We start from the raw sequence: 15,453 nt of genomic DNA on the forward strand, positions 1-15,453 counted from the left end.
AAGTCGAGATATAAAAACATTGATGATGGATATTATTTACATGGTGTCAGGGTCACTCTGTTTGAGTTTACCAGGTAGCAATGTGCCAAGTGTTATCATTTCCATGAGAATAATATTTGAGTAGTTGCATCCCAACGAGACTGTGTGCTTCTCTGTAATATTGATCTGGATTATAAGAGTCATTATCAAGTCGACTATCTGGCATTTGATGAAGGTCTATGATGAAAGGCCTTTTCAAAGCGCCTTCTAAAAAAACATCTTTAGACTGCTCTGAAAAAAAACAACAACTATTTTCGCCCTCCCAGGAAACTGCTCTATCAGGAATCAATAGATAATTGTGGTGTGGTGAAATATGTGCAATCTGTTTTGATAAATGTTCATAATTACTTTCTGCGTCACCACTTAAAATATAATCAAATAACTTTTTCGCTTTTTCTACAGACCATTTTGTTGATTTTCTTTTTTTGAAGTAAGGCATTTCTGAGAAAAATGATTTATGCCACCCTAAGAGCTCTCTATTGATTTCAGATAACTTTTCTACAACGCCTTCTCGTATGTGAGTTAGTGATAATATTTTTGAAATCATTGGCTGAGTAAAAGTCCCATGACTCGCTAATATATAAGGTGGTCTGGTTAACCATTGATTATCAATATCTGAATAAAATAAATGATTAACCCCGAGCTTTTCTAAACGATTAGCCAGTTCTGTTTTGTTTTCAGACTTTGCCTTATCTATACAAAAGCTTATAGTCTTAGTAATGTTTTGCGATACAATAATTCTAATAGAATCCATAAAATGAAAGTTCATGGATGAGGCGTATCGCTCTAATTGGGCGAGAAATTTTAGTTGCAGATCTGTTTCAAAAGAGATGCATAAAATATTGTCGTGATCTTTAAATTCAGCTTTCATCTCATTAATTTGAGATATTGTTAGATTTTTATCTGAATACACTATTAGTAGTGGTATATCACTTTTACTGAGGTTGGTTCCTTCTTCTAAAATTCTTTGAACATAATTAAGTCCCGCTAATTTTTCAGGATTATTCAAGCCATTAAATATGCTGGTACCATGCAGTGCGACCCATGTATGGAAAACCGGACATGGTGGACATACCCTCAAATCCATAGCAATAGCTTTTTCTAATGAATCAATGCCTGAAAATTTTAAACTGTCAGCCATGTTTTTCCAGGACTCTTCATCAATTAACTCAAAATAAGTTCGATCCTGGGTAAAGACTATATTTTTTGAAAGCTTGAGGTGGTGATTATCATCATTTTTTTCGGTTTGAGCCAAAGAAATGCATCTTGATGAAAGGTCTTTATTTAGCAATTGATTTTCTGTGTATTCATCAAGATTTGGAAGATACTTTTCAGCATCAGCTCTATATCTGGATGGAGTGTCTGCCACCACTTCGGGGTATGGCAGGATGTACCCCCATGATGATATGTCTGGTTTTATCGCTTGATCCATTATTCCATATCCCTTTGGTCTATATGTGCTTTAATATTTTCTCCTGAGATTAAATTCTCGGGCACAGGTAAAAGCTCTAATTTCTCACTTAGATTGTTCAATAAGGTTGTGATATCTGGAATACTAAATACACCTTTTGATAAGTTAATAATTAATTCTATGTGTTTTTTATCTAAATCCTTTTTCCAATCTAAATATGAAAAGTCAGGCTCGAAGAAAATTCTTTTAAAACATTTTACATTACAAAAAGCAGCTTTTCCCTCATAAGGCAGAGCATCACAATTATGGCTTAATCGGGTTAAAACATAATAGACAAGATTCCCGATTTTGGATTGTGTTGTACTACCATCCCAGTTAATTCCAAAATCTGTCAGTTTTAATCTGTTTTCACTTTTAAAATAGAGAACATTGCCTTCAGATAAATCAGTGTTGTTTAATAATCCCTTACTCTCAATATACTTATAGGCCTCTAATAACTCAGTAAGTAAAAAATCAAGTTGTCCAATTGATAATTTTATTTTTTCTTTACCCCATAAACCAACAAGTTTATCCAGAGAACAGTCTCCAAGTTCTAAGGCTAAGCATACTTTGTGATCAGAAATAGAAAAATCTAACAGATTTACAATGTTTCTATGAGGGTTTAGCTTACTTAATACGTTGATTTCAATCTCTCCATATCTTTGTGCTATTTTAAGAGCAACAAAATTATCTTTGTTCGTAGATTCTGTTTCATTTTTAGCTAAATAAACTTTTCCATAAGATCCGCAACCAATCAATTGTATTTTTACATAATGGCCTTTAGCTAAAACAACTGTTGTCTCATTAGTTGAGTTTGGGGGTGGTATTTGTGCTCCCTTTACATGGGTCGCTGAAGAAGTCGGCTGCATTTTGGTAAACCTGTAATGTATTGTGAATTTATACATTAGTGTGCTTTACATTTAAAATGTTTCTTTATTTGTTAGCATTACTTACCAATAAGTTAGGAGGATAATAAGCAAAACCGTAAATTTGACCAATCTACCGGTGAACAATTTTCATCCTGTTAAGTACTTGGCCAGTTGGTTTCGCATATTCTGGCGAGTGGATTTTTTCATCCTTCAAGGCGCAACGACGGGCGCGTAGCCATAGCTACGCAACCAGAGTTGGAACGCAGAAGGATGGAAAAAGCCGCAGTCCAGAATATGCGAAACCAACTGGTTAGGTACTTATCTATTCTTGTCGTTTTAGTTGGTTATTCCAGGGCTCGTGCTCGCAGCAGCCTGGTCGTTTCTATTTTTTTGTTTTCCGAAATATCCAGTGCTATTTTTCAAGGTAAATAGACCATGAGAACAGTTTATTATGAGGTTCAAAAAGACGATCTCATTGTTGCTGATATTTTTGCTTTCATTTCATTCGTACGCAACAGTTCTTTCAATCAGTTCTCGTTTTCTTTCGATTAACGACAGAGGATTAATAATATCATATAAAAAAAGTGCTGAGTGTCATCAAATGTTTTTGAATGCTTGTGAAATATCTGGGCTTGCAGAAATAATTGATATGATTCGAATTATATCTTCAGTAGTCTTAATTGGAACTCAATATAATCCAAAAAAACCAAAAGAAATATATTTGAGGCAATTAAAAAGGTTGGCAGAAGATGGTTTAGGTCGCACTGGTTTTAATCAGCCGATAAAGTCTTCTTCTGTATCCGCGTCAGGTGGTTTTGTTGATTTTACTTTTCTGGGTTTGCAAAAAAATAAAGACTTAAATGATCAGTTGATGGAGCTCTTACTAGGAGTTTTGAATGTTTTGAATGAAGGTGGAGAGTATATCAACATATGTAGTGACTTAGGCTTGAGCGAAGAGCTTCAAGAGTTAAAAAGTGAAATTATGGGGTTAAAGCAAAGTAAATAAAAGCATTATTCGTATCAGCTTTCGTTTTTCAAGTCTGACTATTCTGGTCTTGGCAGAGTCAATAGAAATATTTTGCAAGATGCATTAGCTTAGTTTGTGAAAATTCCTGCATCTGCCAATTCTATCCGGGACTTGGTTCGACTGCTCACTGCAGTCGGTGGTTCAGCTGAAGCTGGTGTTATGTTCCCGGGCTGGTCTATGCTATGACTCAGTTCTGTACAGTTGAGGAGCTCAAAGCATGACCGATCCATTGAAGATAGCAAAGTATTACTTCCAACTCTCAAATGACAGTAATTTTGATGAGATCACAAAGCTATTTTGTGAAAGTACTACTTACAGATCGGGAAAGGGTGAGCTTTTTCTGGGTGTGAATGACATCATGACTATGCAGAGACTTTATCATGGTATGTTTGCAAGCCTTGAATGGCAAGTAAGCAGTGTCATAGAAACCAAACCCGGAATTGTTCATTTTACTTTTAACTTTGTCGGTGAAACACACACTGGTGAAATTGTAGAGTATTCTGGTTCGGAAGATGTGGTTGTGCATGATGGGAAAATTCAGCACATTCAGGTTCAACGACGGTGAAACCTTGAAACTCTTTTAATAAAACTCATCAAGACGATTAAAAGCATACTTTAAAATCGGACCATAAAAAATACAGGCTCTACGGCGTACCTGAATACAATTTCGAGCGTATAGGTTAGTGATTTAATATAAAGTATAAGGGGGAAAGAGTAGAACAAAGAGCATCAGAGTTAGAGGTAGTGGAGGAAAGATGATTAAAAAATATTCCCATGTCTTTCTGTTAGTGGTTCTAACTGGTTGTTTTTATACCAGTCAGGGTGATATTCATAAATACGTTTATAGAGGGAGTATTTCAGGTTATGCATACGACGAGTATAGATTGTATTTATATGAAAATGATAAACTCTTATCCAATCTTCAAGCAAAAAACCTTGAAGTTATAATTTATTCTCCAGTCAACCTTACTTTAGAAAATGATAAGCCTGTTGAAATACTGAAAGATGGTAACTATGTCATCAGGGTTTTAATGAAAAGAGCCTTTTCAAGAAGGAATGCTACCTATAATTATGAGCTATCTCTTTGGGTGTATGGTCATTAATTTAATACATTAGAATCAATTTAAAACTGTGAGAAGGTATTTTATAGAATCTTTTAAGTGGTTCTGGTGATGAAAATTATCAAACTAATAAAAATGCACCTGGCAGGGTTTTTCACGAGATTCCTGCTGTGCGCTCCTCAAGCGACAGGCGTTATAAGCCTCTCACTATAAGCTATAATACCCAATCTGATTTTGTTCTATTTAAGTTGGTGTTGTAATGAAGGTTTCTGTTCTACTCTTTGTTGTTGTTAAATTTATTTCAATAAACACTTGGGGCATGATGGAAGAAGATAACTCAGGTTCTGATAAGAATATCAGCCAGGACACAACTGTAAAAAAAACTGTAAAAAAAGAAGAGTGCAGTGTGAAATCACTAACTTATTTATTAAATCCTCCTTTGCAAGTAATCGTAATAACAACTGATGGTGATATTTATCAAGCAATTACTGGCGTGATGATGGGGCAATTTTATTTGACTGTGGCACATGTTTTACCTTTGTACGATCTGGATTCAATTAGCCAAATATTTGTTGGTCATCCCCAAGGCTCATTTTATAAAGAAGTGATTGTAGATTCCATAAGCTTTAATCCTGGGCAAGGAAGGGATCAGTGCGTATTAAAACCAAAATATTAAGAAATAGAGTTAATAACAAAGATTAGCAAGGGACTTTCCCTGTAGCGCAGCCTCTCCAAATGGGGGTGTTTAATAATTAGAAAAAATCTTCCCTGACATCAGGTGCTTAATCTTCGATCATTTCAGTGAAGGCTGCAATGGCATCAGGGTCACCATGTTTAATTTTGTTGGCAATGATGTGGTGAAAGAAATACTTGAAATCTTCATGCTCCTGCGCTGGAAAAAGGCATTCATCTTTGGGCAGAATGGGTGTGGTTTGTACTTTTTTCTCATCGGCCAGCATGGCATGAATTCGGCCGTCATTGTATAGGCGCCAGCTAGTGACATGAATCAACATCAGGGTGTGAAAGTTGTCTTCTGTCAGGATCGCATGAGTGCCAATATTGTCGCCAATTTCCTGCAAAACGAAGTCGGGGTCTTCTTCTTTCGTTTGAAAGTATAGGGCGGCGGTTTCCAGCTCTGTTATTTTGTATTCGGGAGGCTCAAAAAAGGCGTGATCATGAAAGCTGTCGTAGTAGCCTTCCCAGCGTCCATTCAGCGGATCATTGAGCTCTCGGGCAGGCACCAGCTTATTGAGCCATGGCACCAGAGCATCGACCGTACCATCTTTTTTCAGTGCCCAGCAGAGAATTTTCATACTGAACAGTTTTCCGGGATTAGCGTCGTTGCTGTAAAGCATTTCCAGGCCATCCTGCTCCGGCGCCAGCCTGATAATTTTTTCACTTTCGGTTTCGTTGACGGGTTTGCGGGTAAAAAGGTCAATCACATTCCCTTCGTCATCCGGCTTTTTATCCATTGAATCTCCCGTGCTGCAGGGCGCTTAAGTGTGAGTCAGGAATCGCCCTTAAGGCTGTCTATCGGCACTGGAGTCTGGAAGTTAATTCGGAGGGATTTGTCCGGGTTGCATCTGGCATTCAGACAGCACTTTTTGCCAACTTCGGGTATGGCGCAGAATGGCCTTGTCCAATTGATGCCAAACTGAAAAGGCGTAATCAGAACCGGTAATGGCCAATAGGTAGTCTTTCATGGCCTTGTCTGGAGCAGGTGGCAGTTCAAGCAGTAAAGGCAACATGACAGATCGCCACTCTCTCCCTTCCGAAACGACTTTGGCCATGTAGGGTTGGATACTGTCGACGTAGAAAAGTCTGAAGACATTGTTGAGTCGTTCTATTTTTACAGAGCGCCGACCTTGAGGGCAGATATTGTCGCTCTTTTCCAGCATCACTGAAACACGGTTGAGAGTGTTGGTAATAGCTGACGCGGCAGCCAGTAGTTGACCACTGTAGTGAGAAGCGGTTAATTGTTGCAGTTGCATTTCCAGAGACTGTTGATCGTAGGGAGGAGCAAAACGGTCATCTTTCAGATAAAGCCTCAGATAGTTTAAGGCTTCCAGTGTTCCCTGACGGCCATTATCTCCATGGAGAGGAAGCAGGGTCTGAAAGCCGCTCAACTGGCTTGGCAGTTCAGTTCCAGACAGCAGCATGTTCCATTTGGCGGCAGGCAATGCGGCTTCTTTCCGCTGAAGGATAGCTTTCAATCTGGCTCTTAGTTCTTCCTTTTTATTCTGCTGCTGTAAATAGTTTGTGCAGTCTTCCAGCTGGACGATCAGTTTTTTTTCGTAGTGCAGCAACTGGGAAGGCTGCATCTGCTTACCTAAACTGTTGTTGCGGTGTGCAATAAGCTGCGTAAGTCTTGGGCATTCGAGAAGATTCAGGGCTTCCAGTGCTTTTAAACGAATATCCGGTAATGGATATTGACGCTGTCTTAACGGAGGCATTTCAGGAAAACTGACCGTAGCAGACGGCATTGGCTGTCCGGTAACGTTACTGATTCTTTCTTCATACTCTTCCAGCTGGTATTCAGCTGTGGAACGATAACCACAGCCTGCCAGTGTGATCAGCAAAAGCAAGGCAAGGGAGCGAACAGTTACTTTCAAAGTCATGAGCAGTGATTGACAGGATTGAGTGCAGTATAGGTTTTATTTCTCAAACAGGAGTGACTGATCCACATAAGCCCTGAGTTGTTAATTTTAAGAATGGACTATAGTATCACGCCATCACTGGACTTAACGAATACGGCCATCGATGAAAATTGTTGCTGACGAGAACATTCCATTACTTCATGAATGCTTCGGGGCACTGGGTGAAGTAGTGGCTTTACACGGGCGAGATATTACTGCAAGCGATATTGCGGACGCAGACGCGCTGCTGGTGCGTTCAGTAACAGTGGTGAATGAAGCACTACTGCGGCAGGCTTCATCTCTCAGGTTTGTTGGTTCTTGTACTGCGGGCGTTGACCATATCGATCAGCAAACTCTGGCTGGCCGGGGCATTACTTTTGCCAATGCGCCTGGCTGTAATGCCCGTTCTGTTGTTGAGTATGTGCTTTGTGCCCTCGATATTCTTGCCGATCGGGATGGCTTCAGTCTGGTGAACAGAAAGGTAGGTATTGTGGGTCATGGTCAGGTGGGCAGCCAACTTTATAAAACCCTTGAAGGGCTGGGTGTTGAGGTCATGGCCTGTGATCCACTTTGTGAACGAACGGCGGGTGTTCGGTTCGAATCCCTGGAAACTTTGTTACGTCAGTGTGATGTCATTGCTCTGCATACTCCCCTGACCCGGGACGTGGATTATCCTACCTATCATATGTTGGATTATGACAGGCTGAGCAAGATAAAACCGGGCTCTATTCTGATCAATGCCGGGAGAGGCCCGGTCATTGATAATCAGGCGCTGTTGGAATTACTCGAAGAAGGTCTGGATCTCAGTGTGGTGCTGGATGTCTGGGAATATGAGCCCGATGTCAATCTGGATTTGCTGGCTCGCGTGGATATCGGCACCCCCCATATTGCTGGCTATAGTCTTGACGGCAAGATCTCGGGTACCGAGAAGGTCTATAAGGCCCTTTGCCAGACCTTTGGCTTGCCGTGCAGGGTTAGACTGGCCGCTATCACTCCCATGCCTGCACTGAAGAGAATGGGTTTTAATGACTCAGCTACCGCTGCCCAGGCCGCAGGTACTGCGATGAAATCCGTCTACGATCTGCGCCGTGACGATGCGCTTATGCGACGTCTCATCACCATGAAGAAAGAGGCGCGCGCGATCGAATTTGACCGGATGAGAAAGCACTACCGGGAGCGGCGGGAATTCAGCACTCTGGTGCTTCAGGCCAAAAAATGTGAGCCTAAGGTTCAAGAACATCTAAAGGCCCTGGGCTTTAATCTTCAGGAGGTCTGAGACAGTTTTGTTAGTTTCTCATATGCAGATCGATACGATCACTTCGTTATAAAGAGTCTCAGGAATCTTACGATAAACCTGTACAGATGAGTGCACTGGGACAGGTTACATGATCAAAACACTGGTGATGAGCCGCTACATTAGACCTTTGGGCTGGATAGCTATTGCGATTTGCGCAGTGACCTGGTGGATGGATCTGACAGAGATCGTGAAAACCTGTCCATTCTGCCGCACGGAAAGAACTGCCATTGGTCTGCTCGGTGTTCTGATGGTTTTGCCTCATTACCGCTATATCAGTATTTTCTTAACCTGTCTGTTTTCCGTGGTCGGTCTGGTCACGGCTTCCCAGCATCTGTTCCTGATGATAAAAAGCTGGCACTTCTCGTTGAATACCCCGCTGGTTATCATTGCTCTGTGTTTGCTCTGTGGCGAGTTGCTGCTCTTGATCGAACGGGCTTTACTAAGCCGTAAAAGTCTGAAACAAAAGTCTGAAGCAAAAGTCTGAAACAAAAGTTCGAAGATAAGTTCCTGCTATTTGTTATGCTGGCTTACTTTATTGTTAGTATTAATATCCATAAAAGGAAATTATTATTCGTTTTATCTGTCAAATGAATAATAAGATTTTTAATCTGGAAGAATAAAAAAACTGCCATCCAGATTTGATAAACCATCTGGACAGGTGCTTAATGAAATACTAATGGATGTACAAGTACCTAACCAGTTGGTTTTGCATATTCTGGACGGCGGCTTTTTCCATCCTTCTGCGTTCCAACTCTGGTTGCGTAGCTATGGCTACGCGCCCGTCGTTGCGCCTTGAAGGATGAAAAAATCCACTCGCCAGAATATGCGAAACCAACTGGACAGGTACTTAACAATGAACTCAATGACAGAAATGCAATTACAATTCAACCTGGCTTCAATTCAATCAGAAAGTACTGAAGCTAAAGAGTCAGGCGCTAAAGAGTTAGGAGTTAATCAAGTTAGCTCTGATCAACGTTACCAGGCACAGGTTGAAACAAAATTATTATCAGAAAGAAAGGTTGATTTTGCTAATGATTTTCGTTTTCTTGATGAAGAGCGCTACGTAGTAAAGTGGTATCTTGAAGAACATTACGCTGAAAATCTCAATGTTGAAAAAAATTCCGGGGTTAAAAAAATGCATGTTTTTCCGTTTAGTTTAAATGGGGTAAAGCATTATAGATTAAGTCCGGATTACCCTGTTTCAGAAAAAGACTTTTCAGTGTCTTTGCCTTTGAGCGAAGAAGTAAATCTTGATTTATGCTATCGGGAGCAAGTAAAAAAAAGATTGTCAGATATCTTTACGCACGGCTTTGAGAATGTTTGTAAAACTTTTTATTTTTTTGAAGATCAGGGAAGTGTTGTGAGTGGTTTATGTCATCAATTTGTTAATTACCTGGCATTTGGGATGGATAAACAAATAAGTCAAAATTTCAATGGCTGGTATGAAAAGCTTTCATTTGTATCTATTCAAAAATTCGATCAGGAAAAAGTACGCTGGGGAGACATCGTTCAATTATTATCAGGTGAAAGTTTAGTTCATAGTCTTTTTTACATAGGAGATGGAAGGTATATAAGCAAACATGGAGTGTGTGATATATTTTTTCAGTCATTGTCAGCTGCTCAGGAGTCATACCCTTCAGACTCAGTGAGGATCGTTAGATTAGCGCCTGAATATTATTCAAAACAAATAACCTTTGAAGGAAATGACTGAGCCTTCTGGTTATCTGCGGCACGCCTGGTACTCCAAAAAAGTTTTGGTGCACTCAATGCAAAAACTGCTTCGGTAATGACTGCTGGTATCAAGTTAAAAGGCAAAGTGAAAAAAATGAGCTATTTTTAGTTTCTGATGTTAAAAACACAGGGTGGTACATCATGAAAAGTATAAAGATGTTCTTGTCAAAAGCGAGGAGTAAGTAGATAGTAAAGCGAAAAAATTGGATGGCCAGAGGTTTCTGGTATTTATCTACAGCGTCCGATAATAGCTTCTTTACACCGGCGGTTCACAATGGTTGGTGATAGAATCATAATTAATAGCTACTTTAAGATAATCGAGAATCATTTTTTTGAGCAGAAGCTTAAACATCGAAAGGTTAGAGCGTTGAGGTTTTTATGTTCCGTAAATATAAGATAAGTCTGATCTTGAGCTTATGTGGCATAGGCTGCTTAGTCGTCTACTACTCTGTCGGTGCATACGTAAATCACAACGGAATACTAACCGAGTCATTCGGTTTTCTCCCATTGTTCTGGATTTTTCAACTGTTGGCTTTGGTGGCGTTTGCTATCAGTTTTTCTAAGCTAGGATGAGCTAAAAATAAATAATTGTCATAAGTACCTAACCTTGCGAAAAAAAATGCCTTTCATTACTTTAGGTACTTGTCATATCTTCTCAAAGTAATATTTGTCAATAATGGAAATGGTTATGTTGCTCGGTATAAGTATCGAGAAAACCATCAATAGCTAACGATTTTGTCAATAAGACTTTTTTCCATCGATTGTCATCAGGTAGGTAATATTGAGTATATAAATAACTATTTATTGAGTATGCTTCAAGCCCTAACATTAAGCCTATAAGAAGAGAGCTGCCAAAATAATCACCGAAGGTTTGATATCGCTTCCAGAAACCGTAACCTTCTCGCATGCGAGCAAGTCCGGAAATGGTCCAGAGGACAGGAAAAGATGTCATTCCTATTATTGCAGTTCCCTCACCGCGAGGGAAGCTATAATACTCGATTGTTCTGTAATTCGAAAAATTATTCTTTAGATTGTTTTTGAAAATTTCTCCAGCGGAAATACTTCCATGCCGAGCCAGCTTATCTGAAAAAGCATACAGTGTTGTAGATATATCTGTATTAATTTCACTGGGTGATGCAAATATATGTGACACCCATCGTTTAATAACGGGAGATTTATACTTTTCAGTTTTAATATCGATTACTGTATTTTTCCGTAAAACTAACTCAATATTATCAGCCGCTAAAGTTGTGGTAGGGTAAAATGAGAGGCCATAGGGTTTAAGATAATCGATTACTTTAGTGGAAGTGATTGGGCCAAAGATATTAATTCCTTTTATCTCGGATAAACTCACTTTTCTCTTTTCGGTAATATAGTTGATTCGTTTTTTTAGCTCATTTATATCAACAGTGTCAGTGCAAAAATGAAATGCGGAATACCCGTTTAACTCCAGGCTATCCATATAATGTTGAATCGCACTATTATAGTTTTTACAATAATTTTCATGAAAAACCATTACGTAAGTTGGTCGTAGCGCAGAGGCACCTGCACTAAGTAAAAAAGGAAATAAGTATAATAAAACTATTATTCTGAGCAACATAACTTCATCTCCATACTGTGTATATTGTATTAGACATTAAAAAAATGAAATAGTTTCAAACTACCAGAGATCGTGAAACGGCAGCATTGGAGTCAGGCGTTCATGCGGCGAAAAGGGGAAATAGGAAGGGGGAAGTAAGGGGAAATAGGACATCCATTAAATGCTTCTAAATCAGGAAGGGCTTCACATGAAAATCATTATTCTCATTGCCTACGAAGGAAAGATCTTCTTGCTATGCACAAATGTACGTATGCCACTTTTATCTTTACGAACTGCTTTAGCTGTTTCTGCCGGTTTAGGGTGTTGTAGCTCTGGCGCCGGAATGCCAGCGCGGTGTCCTTCTGTAGTGTCTATTTTTTCACAAGGGCTTATGAACACCACTCAGAAAAAAAACTCTCAACAAAATTACTGATATTAAGGCACTACCTGCACCAGAGAATTACTTTCATACTGGGTCGTACAGCGCTTCGTCAGGTCTGACATGGACATGCACATCAAACCACTTATACGCCTCTTTGTCGGTAATCGATTCATCAATCCTCTCCACCAGCTTGTGATGATAACTAACGGTGATACGTTCAATAATCAGTCCAAGATCCCGTGCAACATTAACCGTACTCTTTCCGTTTACCGTTGTTTCCAGGAAGGCTGTCTTGAAAGCGTCCGAGCCGTAATCTTTTTTGTGCTCTAACAGGATCTCTATGGTTTTCTGATTCGTAATCGTTTCCCGGTCAATGATCTCTGGCAGTTCCAGAAGCCATCCGAAACTGTCGAAACTCAACTTAAACTGACGGGCAATCACATTGCTCATATAGAAGTCTCTGGGCTTGATAGCCCCGGATTTGCGGTTATCTGAAAATGCCCAGCGGCTTTGGGTAAACTCGTTTTTAAACATGTATTGCGCAAAAGGTTCGCCCGGTTGATTGCTGCCTTTAGTGATCGCCTCATCGAGGACGGTTATTTTGGTTGTGGTCAGCTTATCGAGTTTTTCAAATTCAGAAGCATATTGCTTCTCCAGCTCCATCAGCCGATTTCGGATCTGCCGGTCCCGCCGGATTCGGTTTCGGAAATTTAAAAGGGTCTTAAATTCAGTGCTTAAAGTGTTCTTAACCTCCGGCTTCCAGAGCGACTTGCCTTTAGCCGTCGGTAGCAGGGCCGTAAACCGTTGTTCCAGCATTCGGCGCAGTTTCGGTTGATGGCATTCATCCTGCTCTGCCAAACGGACAATCCGCCCTTCCGCTGTCATGCCAAGCTTGTTCAGTGACTCTTTGCCAGAATTGTCCTTCAGGTAGCGCTCTATTGCTTGCGTCGTTTCTTCAACCGATGTTCCATGAGTTACAGTTGATTTCCCTGTATCGGCTAATAGGGGCGATTTAGGCAGTGAAGGTTCACTACTGTTACGTACTGTGACGTCCCTACCCATGATAACACCGGTGGATGTTTCCTCTGTTTTAGCTTGCTTAGGTTCTGGTGGAAATGGATTGAATGACTCATTTCTTTTATTGATACCGTCCATGTCTTATTACTCCAAAGCCAGTATTTATCTTTACCCAGTCAGGATAAAAGGAGTAAGTTAGAATCAGATTTATAAAAGAAGTTCATAACAAGTTGTTAAGTGTAACTAACAAAGTTTTTGTCTGTCAGTACATGCATGATGGTATGCGAAACCAACTGGCCAGGTACTTAAAGCTCTCGAGTGGATCAGACCTCATTCTCGCGTTGTGTAGACAATCACGGACATATGTAATACCAATCGTGCTTTCTAACTCCCGTGATGAGCATGGAGATTTGAGCCTTAAGACAAGGCGGCGTGAGGAGTCATAGCCTTAGCTATGGCGACGATCGGCAACGCAGGATTAAGGCTCAAATCTTCAGCGCAATAGGGAGTTAGAAAGTTCGATTGGTATAAAACCCGCTCTGGTTTAACTGCTTAAATACTGGATCAGATTGACAATAAAAAGTAACAGCGCAATCAACTGCCAGGTCAACACCGGATTTCGTTCTATCAGGGGCTGAAAGTCGTGGTTCCTGAATGAACGGTTCGGTTGTTTGAGATCTTGCAAAAACTCAGACAGGGCAGGGTATCGTTTAGCCGGGTCAGCAGCCACGGCTTTTGCCAGTGCCGAATCAATCCATGAAGGAATGGATGAGCCAGACAGGTTGGCGTGGCGGTATTGCATATGCTGATAATGTCTGACCCTGATACTGCTGCCTGAATGTTCCGGGTAGGGCAGTTTACCGGTCAGCAATTCATAGGCCATCACGCCAATGGCAAACTGATCCGCTCTTTCGTCGATAACCCCGTCCAGAAAGTATTCCGGCGCCGTATAGTTTTTGCTGCCCTGGGGTAAATCGCTGTGATGAGCCTGCTGATTTTCCAAATCCCCCGCGACTCTTGCTGATCCAAAATCAATCAGTTTCAGACGGCCTTTCTGGTCAAACATCAGATTTTCCGGCTTCAGATCCTGGTGCAGAATCTGAAGTCTGTGCAGCCCCCGAACAGCGGTGATCATCTGGGCGACAATATCCCTGACCTGAGTCAGAGTCGGTTTGGGGTTCTCCTGCATCCAGCTGCGCAGGGTCTGACCTTTTATGTATTCACAGGTATGGTAAAGAAATTTCCGACCTGGCCTCGGGGCCATGATTGCCATAATAGAAGGATGTTTTACTCTGCGACCAATCCATTCTTCACGCATAAAACCTTCGAGGTAATCGGGGTCATCTTCATAGTTGATAGAAGGGGTTTTGATGACCACATGATGGGCAGCGACTTCCTCAGGCCCAATATCTTCTGCGAGATAAAGCTGGCTGCGTTTGCTGGCGTGAAGTTCTTCAAGAATACGATAGCCGTCGAGTATCTGACCAGGGTAGAGATCTGGTGGCAATCTCAGTTGGGAAAGCCTTTCCAGGTTTTCACCAGCATCTCCGGCAGGGACTTCATCAATGCGACCGATGACGCAGGTCAGGTTGTCATGGCTGCCGTTCTTTAATGCCAGGTCCACCAGATGTTGTGCCACTTCATCCAGTGATCTTTGATCGGAAAAGCACTTTTTAAGGGCATCCTGTGAGAGAAAATCATGAATGCCATCGGTAGTCAGTAGCAGTATGTCTCCGACATCCAAAGCTTCTGATCTGTAATCCACTTCCACATCAGGCGCCATGCCCAGTGCCCGACCTAAATACTGTCGTCCACCCAGAGTGGCAGTATGATCCCGGGTCAGACATTCCAGCTCATTATTTCTTATCCGCCAGGCTCTGGAGTCACCGGTATGCACCAGATGCAATGTCGCTGACTTCAGAATCATGGCGGTAAAAGTGGTACACCAGCTGCCCTTATCCATGGGGTCCGTATGACCCTGCTGATAAAGCCAGCGGTTCAATGCGCTGAGAATCCTGGCGGCCGAATAACGGGCCGTCCAGGAATCCGGGGTACTGTAATAATCAGAGGTAAAGCTGGAGATAGAGGTATGGCTGGCCCGACGGGCTTCACTACAGGCGCTGACGCCGTCGGCCAGAGCCAGAACAGCACCTTTGTTATGCATTACATGGGTGTTTGCTGGCACCTCCGCCACCCAGGCGTCCTGATTTTCTTCCTTGACGCCGGCACTGCTGGCACCGGCTGTGGTCATTTTTAACGGCTTCATATTCTTCTTTTCTGTTTCCCGGCGCCTAGCAGCCTGTCGGACTTAAGACTGTCCTACTGCGGTTGCAATAAATTGGTCTAAAAATCCCTGTTTCTTCGT

Annotated in this window: 16 protein-coding genes; 9 read left to right on the forward strand and 7 right to left on the reverse strand. The window is 41.4% G+C overall.

Annotation, left to right across the window (positions count from 1 at the left end; translation table 11 throughout):
• Positions 1–67: 67 nt before the first annotated feature.
• Both ACOMG9_RS08505 and ACOMG9_RS08510 read right to left on the reverse strand, forming a co-directional pair.
• Complete coding sequence (locus ACOMG9_RS08505) at positions 68–1,471, reverse strand: hypothetical protein (protein ID WP_448216607.1); 1,404 nt, start codon at positions 1,469–1,471, stop codon at positions 68–70.
• The gene (locus ACOMG9_RS08510) at positions 1,471–2,358 is read right to left on the reverse strand and encodes a protein kinase domain-containing protein (protein ID WP_448216608.1); all 888 of its coding nucleotides are present in this window, start codon (positions 2,356–2,358) and stop codon (positions 1,471–1,473) included. Before ACOMG9_RS08510 ends, ACOMG9_RS08505 begins: the two co-directional genes overlap by 1 nt.
• A gap of 601 nt (positions 2,359–2,959) precedes the next feature.
• Between ACOMG9_RS08510 and ACOMG9_RS08515 the strand changes: the two genes are divergently transcribed.
• The 4 genes from ACOMG9_RS08515 to ACOMG9_RS08530 all read left to right on the forward strand — a co-directional run bounded on the left by ACOMG9_RS08515 (position 2,960) and on the right by ACOMG9_RS08530 (position 5,122).
• Positions 2,960–3,364 carry a hypothetical protein gene (locus ACOMG9_RS08515; protein ID WP_448216609.1) on the forward strand — a complete coding sequence of 135 codons (405 nt, stop codon included), beginning with the start codon at positions 2,960–2,962 and terminating at the stop codon, positions 3,362–3,364.
• Between the two features lie 238 nt (positions 3,365–3,602).
• Positions 3,603–3,950: a hypothetical protein gene (locus tag ACOMG9_RS08520; protein WP_448216610.1), complete on the forward strand. Its 348-nt coding sequence runs from the start codon at positions 3,603–3,605 to the stop codon at positions 3,948–3,950.
• Positions 3,951–4,140: 190 nt separating this feature from the next.
• Positions 4,141–4,488, forward strand: coding sequence for a hypothetical protein (locus ACOMG9_RS08525; RefSeq protein WP_494530077.1), 348 nt, complete (start codon positions 4,141–4,143; stop codon positions 4,486–4,488).
• A 217-nt stretch (positions 4,489–4,705) separates the two neighbouring features.
• Positions 4,706–5,122, forward strand: a complete 417-nt coding sequence (locus ACOMG9_RS08530; RefSeq protein ID WP_448216612.1) for a hypothetical protein — start codon at positions 4,706–4,708, stop codon at positions 5,120–5,122.
• 106 nt (positions 5,123–5,228) lie between these two features.
• On the opposite strand, the gene ACOMG9_RS08535 is transcribed toward ACOMG9_RS08530, so the two are convergent.
• On the reverse strand, positions 5,229–5,918 hold the full coding sequence (locus ACOMG9_RS08535; RefSeq protein ID WP_422133253.1) for a hypothetical protein: 690 nt from the start codon (positions 5,916–5,918) through the stop codon (positions 5,229–5,231).
• Positions 5,919–5,999: 81 nt separating this feature from the next.
• Complete coding sequence (locus ACOMG9_RS08540; RefSeq protein ID WP_494530078.1) at positions 6,000–7,064, reverse strand: DUF3080 family protein; 1,065 nt, start codon at positions 7,062–7,064, stop codon at positions 6,000–6,002.
• Positions 7,065–7,206: 142 nt separating this feature from the next.
• Between ACOMG9_RS08540 and pdxB the strand changes: the two genes are divergently transcribed.
• From pdxB to ACOMG9_RS08560, 4 genes are all read left to right on the forward strand, one after another.
• Entirely contained in the window at positions 7,207–8,358 is a 1,152-nt protein-coding gene (gene pdxB / locus ACOMG9_RS08545) for a 4-phosphoerythronate dehydrogenase PdxB (RefSeq protein WP_448216614.1), read from the forward strand.
• 109 nt (positions 8,359–8,467) lie between these two features.
• Complete coding sequence (locus tag ACOMG9_RS08550) at positions 8,468–8,863, forward strand: disulfide bond formation protein B (protein WP_494530079.1); 396 nt, start codon at positions 8,468–8,470, stop codon at positions 8,861–8,863.
• Positions 8,864–9,232: 369 nt separating this feature from the next.
• Positions 9,233–10,090, forward strand: coding sequence for a hypothetical protein (locus ACOMG9_RS08555; RefSeq protein ID WP_448216616.1), 858 nt, complete (start codon positions 9,233–9,235; stop codon positions 10,088–10,090).
• A 398-nt stretch (positions 10,091–10,488) separates the two neighbouring features.
• Positions 10,489–10,683: a DUF3955 domain-containing protein gene (locus tag ACOMG9_RS08560; protein ID WP_494530080.1), complete on the forward strand. Its 195-nt coding sequence runs from the start codon at positions 10,489–10,491 to the stop codon at positions 10,681–10,683.
• A 97-nt stretch (positions 10,684–10,780) separates the two neighbouring features.
• Here the strand turns inward: ACOMG9_RS08560 and ACOMG9_RS08565 are convergent, their stop codons facing one another.
• The gene (locus ACOMG9_RS08565) at positions 10,781–11,710 is read right to left on the reverse strand and encodes a hypothetical protein (RefSeq protein ID WP_494530081.1); all 930 of its coding nucleotides are present in this window, start codon (positions 11,708–11,710) and stop codon (positions 10,781–10,783) included.
• A gap of 187 nt (positions 11,711–11,897) precedes the next feature.
• Between ACOMG9_RS08565 and ACOMG9_RS08570 the strand changes: the two genes are divergently transcribed.
• Complete coding sequence (locus ACOMG9_RS08570; RefSeq protein ID WP_494530082.1) at positions 11,898–12,122, forward strand: hypothetical protein; 225 nt, start codon at positions 11,898–11,900, stop codon at positions 12,120–12,122.
• Positions 12,123–12,155: 33 nt separating this feature from the next.
• On the opposite strand, the gene ACOMG9_RS08575 is transcribed toward ACOMG9_RS08570, so the two are convergent.
• Entirely contained in the window at positions 12,156–13,226 is a 1,071-nt protein-coding gene (locus ACOMG9_RS08575) for a hypothetical protein (RefSeq protein WP_494530083.1), read from the reverse strand.
• Positions 13,227–13,632: 406 nt separating this feature from the next.
• Positions 13,633–15,354, reverse strand: a complete 1,722-nt coding sequence (locus ACOMG9_RS08580; RefSeq protein ID WP_494530084.1) for a bifunctional protein-serine/threonine kinase/phosphatase — start codon at positions 15,352–15,354, stop codon at positions 13,633–13,635.
• Positions 15,355–15,453: the final 99 nt, after the last annotated feature.

It is taken from the genome of Endozoicomonas sp. PH6C (genome assembly GCF_059322965.1).

Bases quoted from the DNA above. Each gene is read 5' to 3' on its own strand.
- ACOMG9_RS08505 (WP_448216607.1), bottom strand. From the start codon at position 1,471: ATGGATCAAGCGATAAAACCAGACATATCATCATGGGGGTACATCCTG.
- ACOMG9_RS08510 (WP_448216608.1), bottom strand. From the start codon at position 2,358: ATGCAGCCGACTTCTTCAGCGACCCATGTAAAGGGAGCACAAATACCA.
- ACOMG9_RS08515 (WP_448216609.1), top strand. From the start codon at position 2,960: ATGTTTTTGAATGCTTGTGAAATATCTGGGCTTGCAGAAATAATTGAT.
- ACOMG9_RS08520 (WP_448216610.1), top strand. From the start codon at position 3,603: ATGACCGATCCATTGAAGATAGCAAAGTATTACTTCCAACTCTCAAAT.
- ACOMG9_RS08525 (WP_494530077.1), top strand. From the start codon at position 4,141: ATGATTAAAAAATATTCCCATGTCTTTCTGTTAGTGGTTCTAACTGGT.
- ACOMG9_RS08530 (WP_448216612.1), top strand. From the start codon at position 4,706: ATGAAGGTTTCTGTTCTACTCTTTGTTGTTGTTAAATTTATTTCAATA.
- ACOMG9_RS08535 (WP_422133253.1), bottom strand. From the start codon at position 5,918: ATGGATAAAAAGCCGGATGACGAAGGGAATGTGATTGACCTTTTTACC.
- ACOMG9_RS08540 (WP_494530078.1), bottom strand. From the start codon at position 7,064: ATGACTTTGAAAGTAACTGTTCGCTCCCTTGCCTTGCTTTTGCTGATC.
- pdxB (WP_448216614.1), top strand. From the start codon at position 7,207: ATGAAAATTGTTGCTGACGAGAACATTCCATTACTTCATGAATGCTTC.
- ACOMG9_RS08550 (WP_494530079.1), top strand. From the start codon at position 8,468: ATGATCAAAACACTGGTGATGAGCCGCTACATTAGACCTTTGGGCTGG.
- ACOMG9_RS08555 (WP_448216616.1), top strand. From the start codon at position 9,233: ATGAACTCAATGACAGAAATGCAATTACAATTCAACCTGGCTTCAATT.
- ACOMG9_RS08560 (WP_494530080.1), top strand. From the start codon at position 10,489: ATGTTCCGTAAATATAAGATAAGTCTGATCTTGAGCTTATGTGGCATA.
- ACOMG9_RS08565 (WP_494530081.1), bottom strand. From the start codon at position 11,710: ATGTTGCTCAGAATAATAGTTTTATTATACTTATTTCCTTTTTTACTT.
- ACOMG9_RS08570 (WP_494530082.1), top strand. From the start codon at position 11,898: ATGAAAATCATTATTCTCATTGCCTACGAAGGAAAGATCTTCTTGCTA.
- ACOMG9_RS08575 (WP_494530083.1), bottom strand. From the start codon at position 13,226: ATGGACGGTATCAATAAAAGAAATGAGTCATTCAATCCATTTCCACCA.
- ACOMG9_RS08580 (WP_494530084.1), bottom strand. From the start codon at position 15,354: ATGAAGCCGTTAAAAATGACCACAGCCGGTGCCAGCAGTGCCGGCGTC.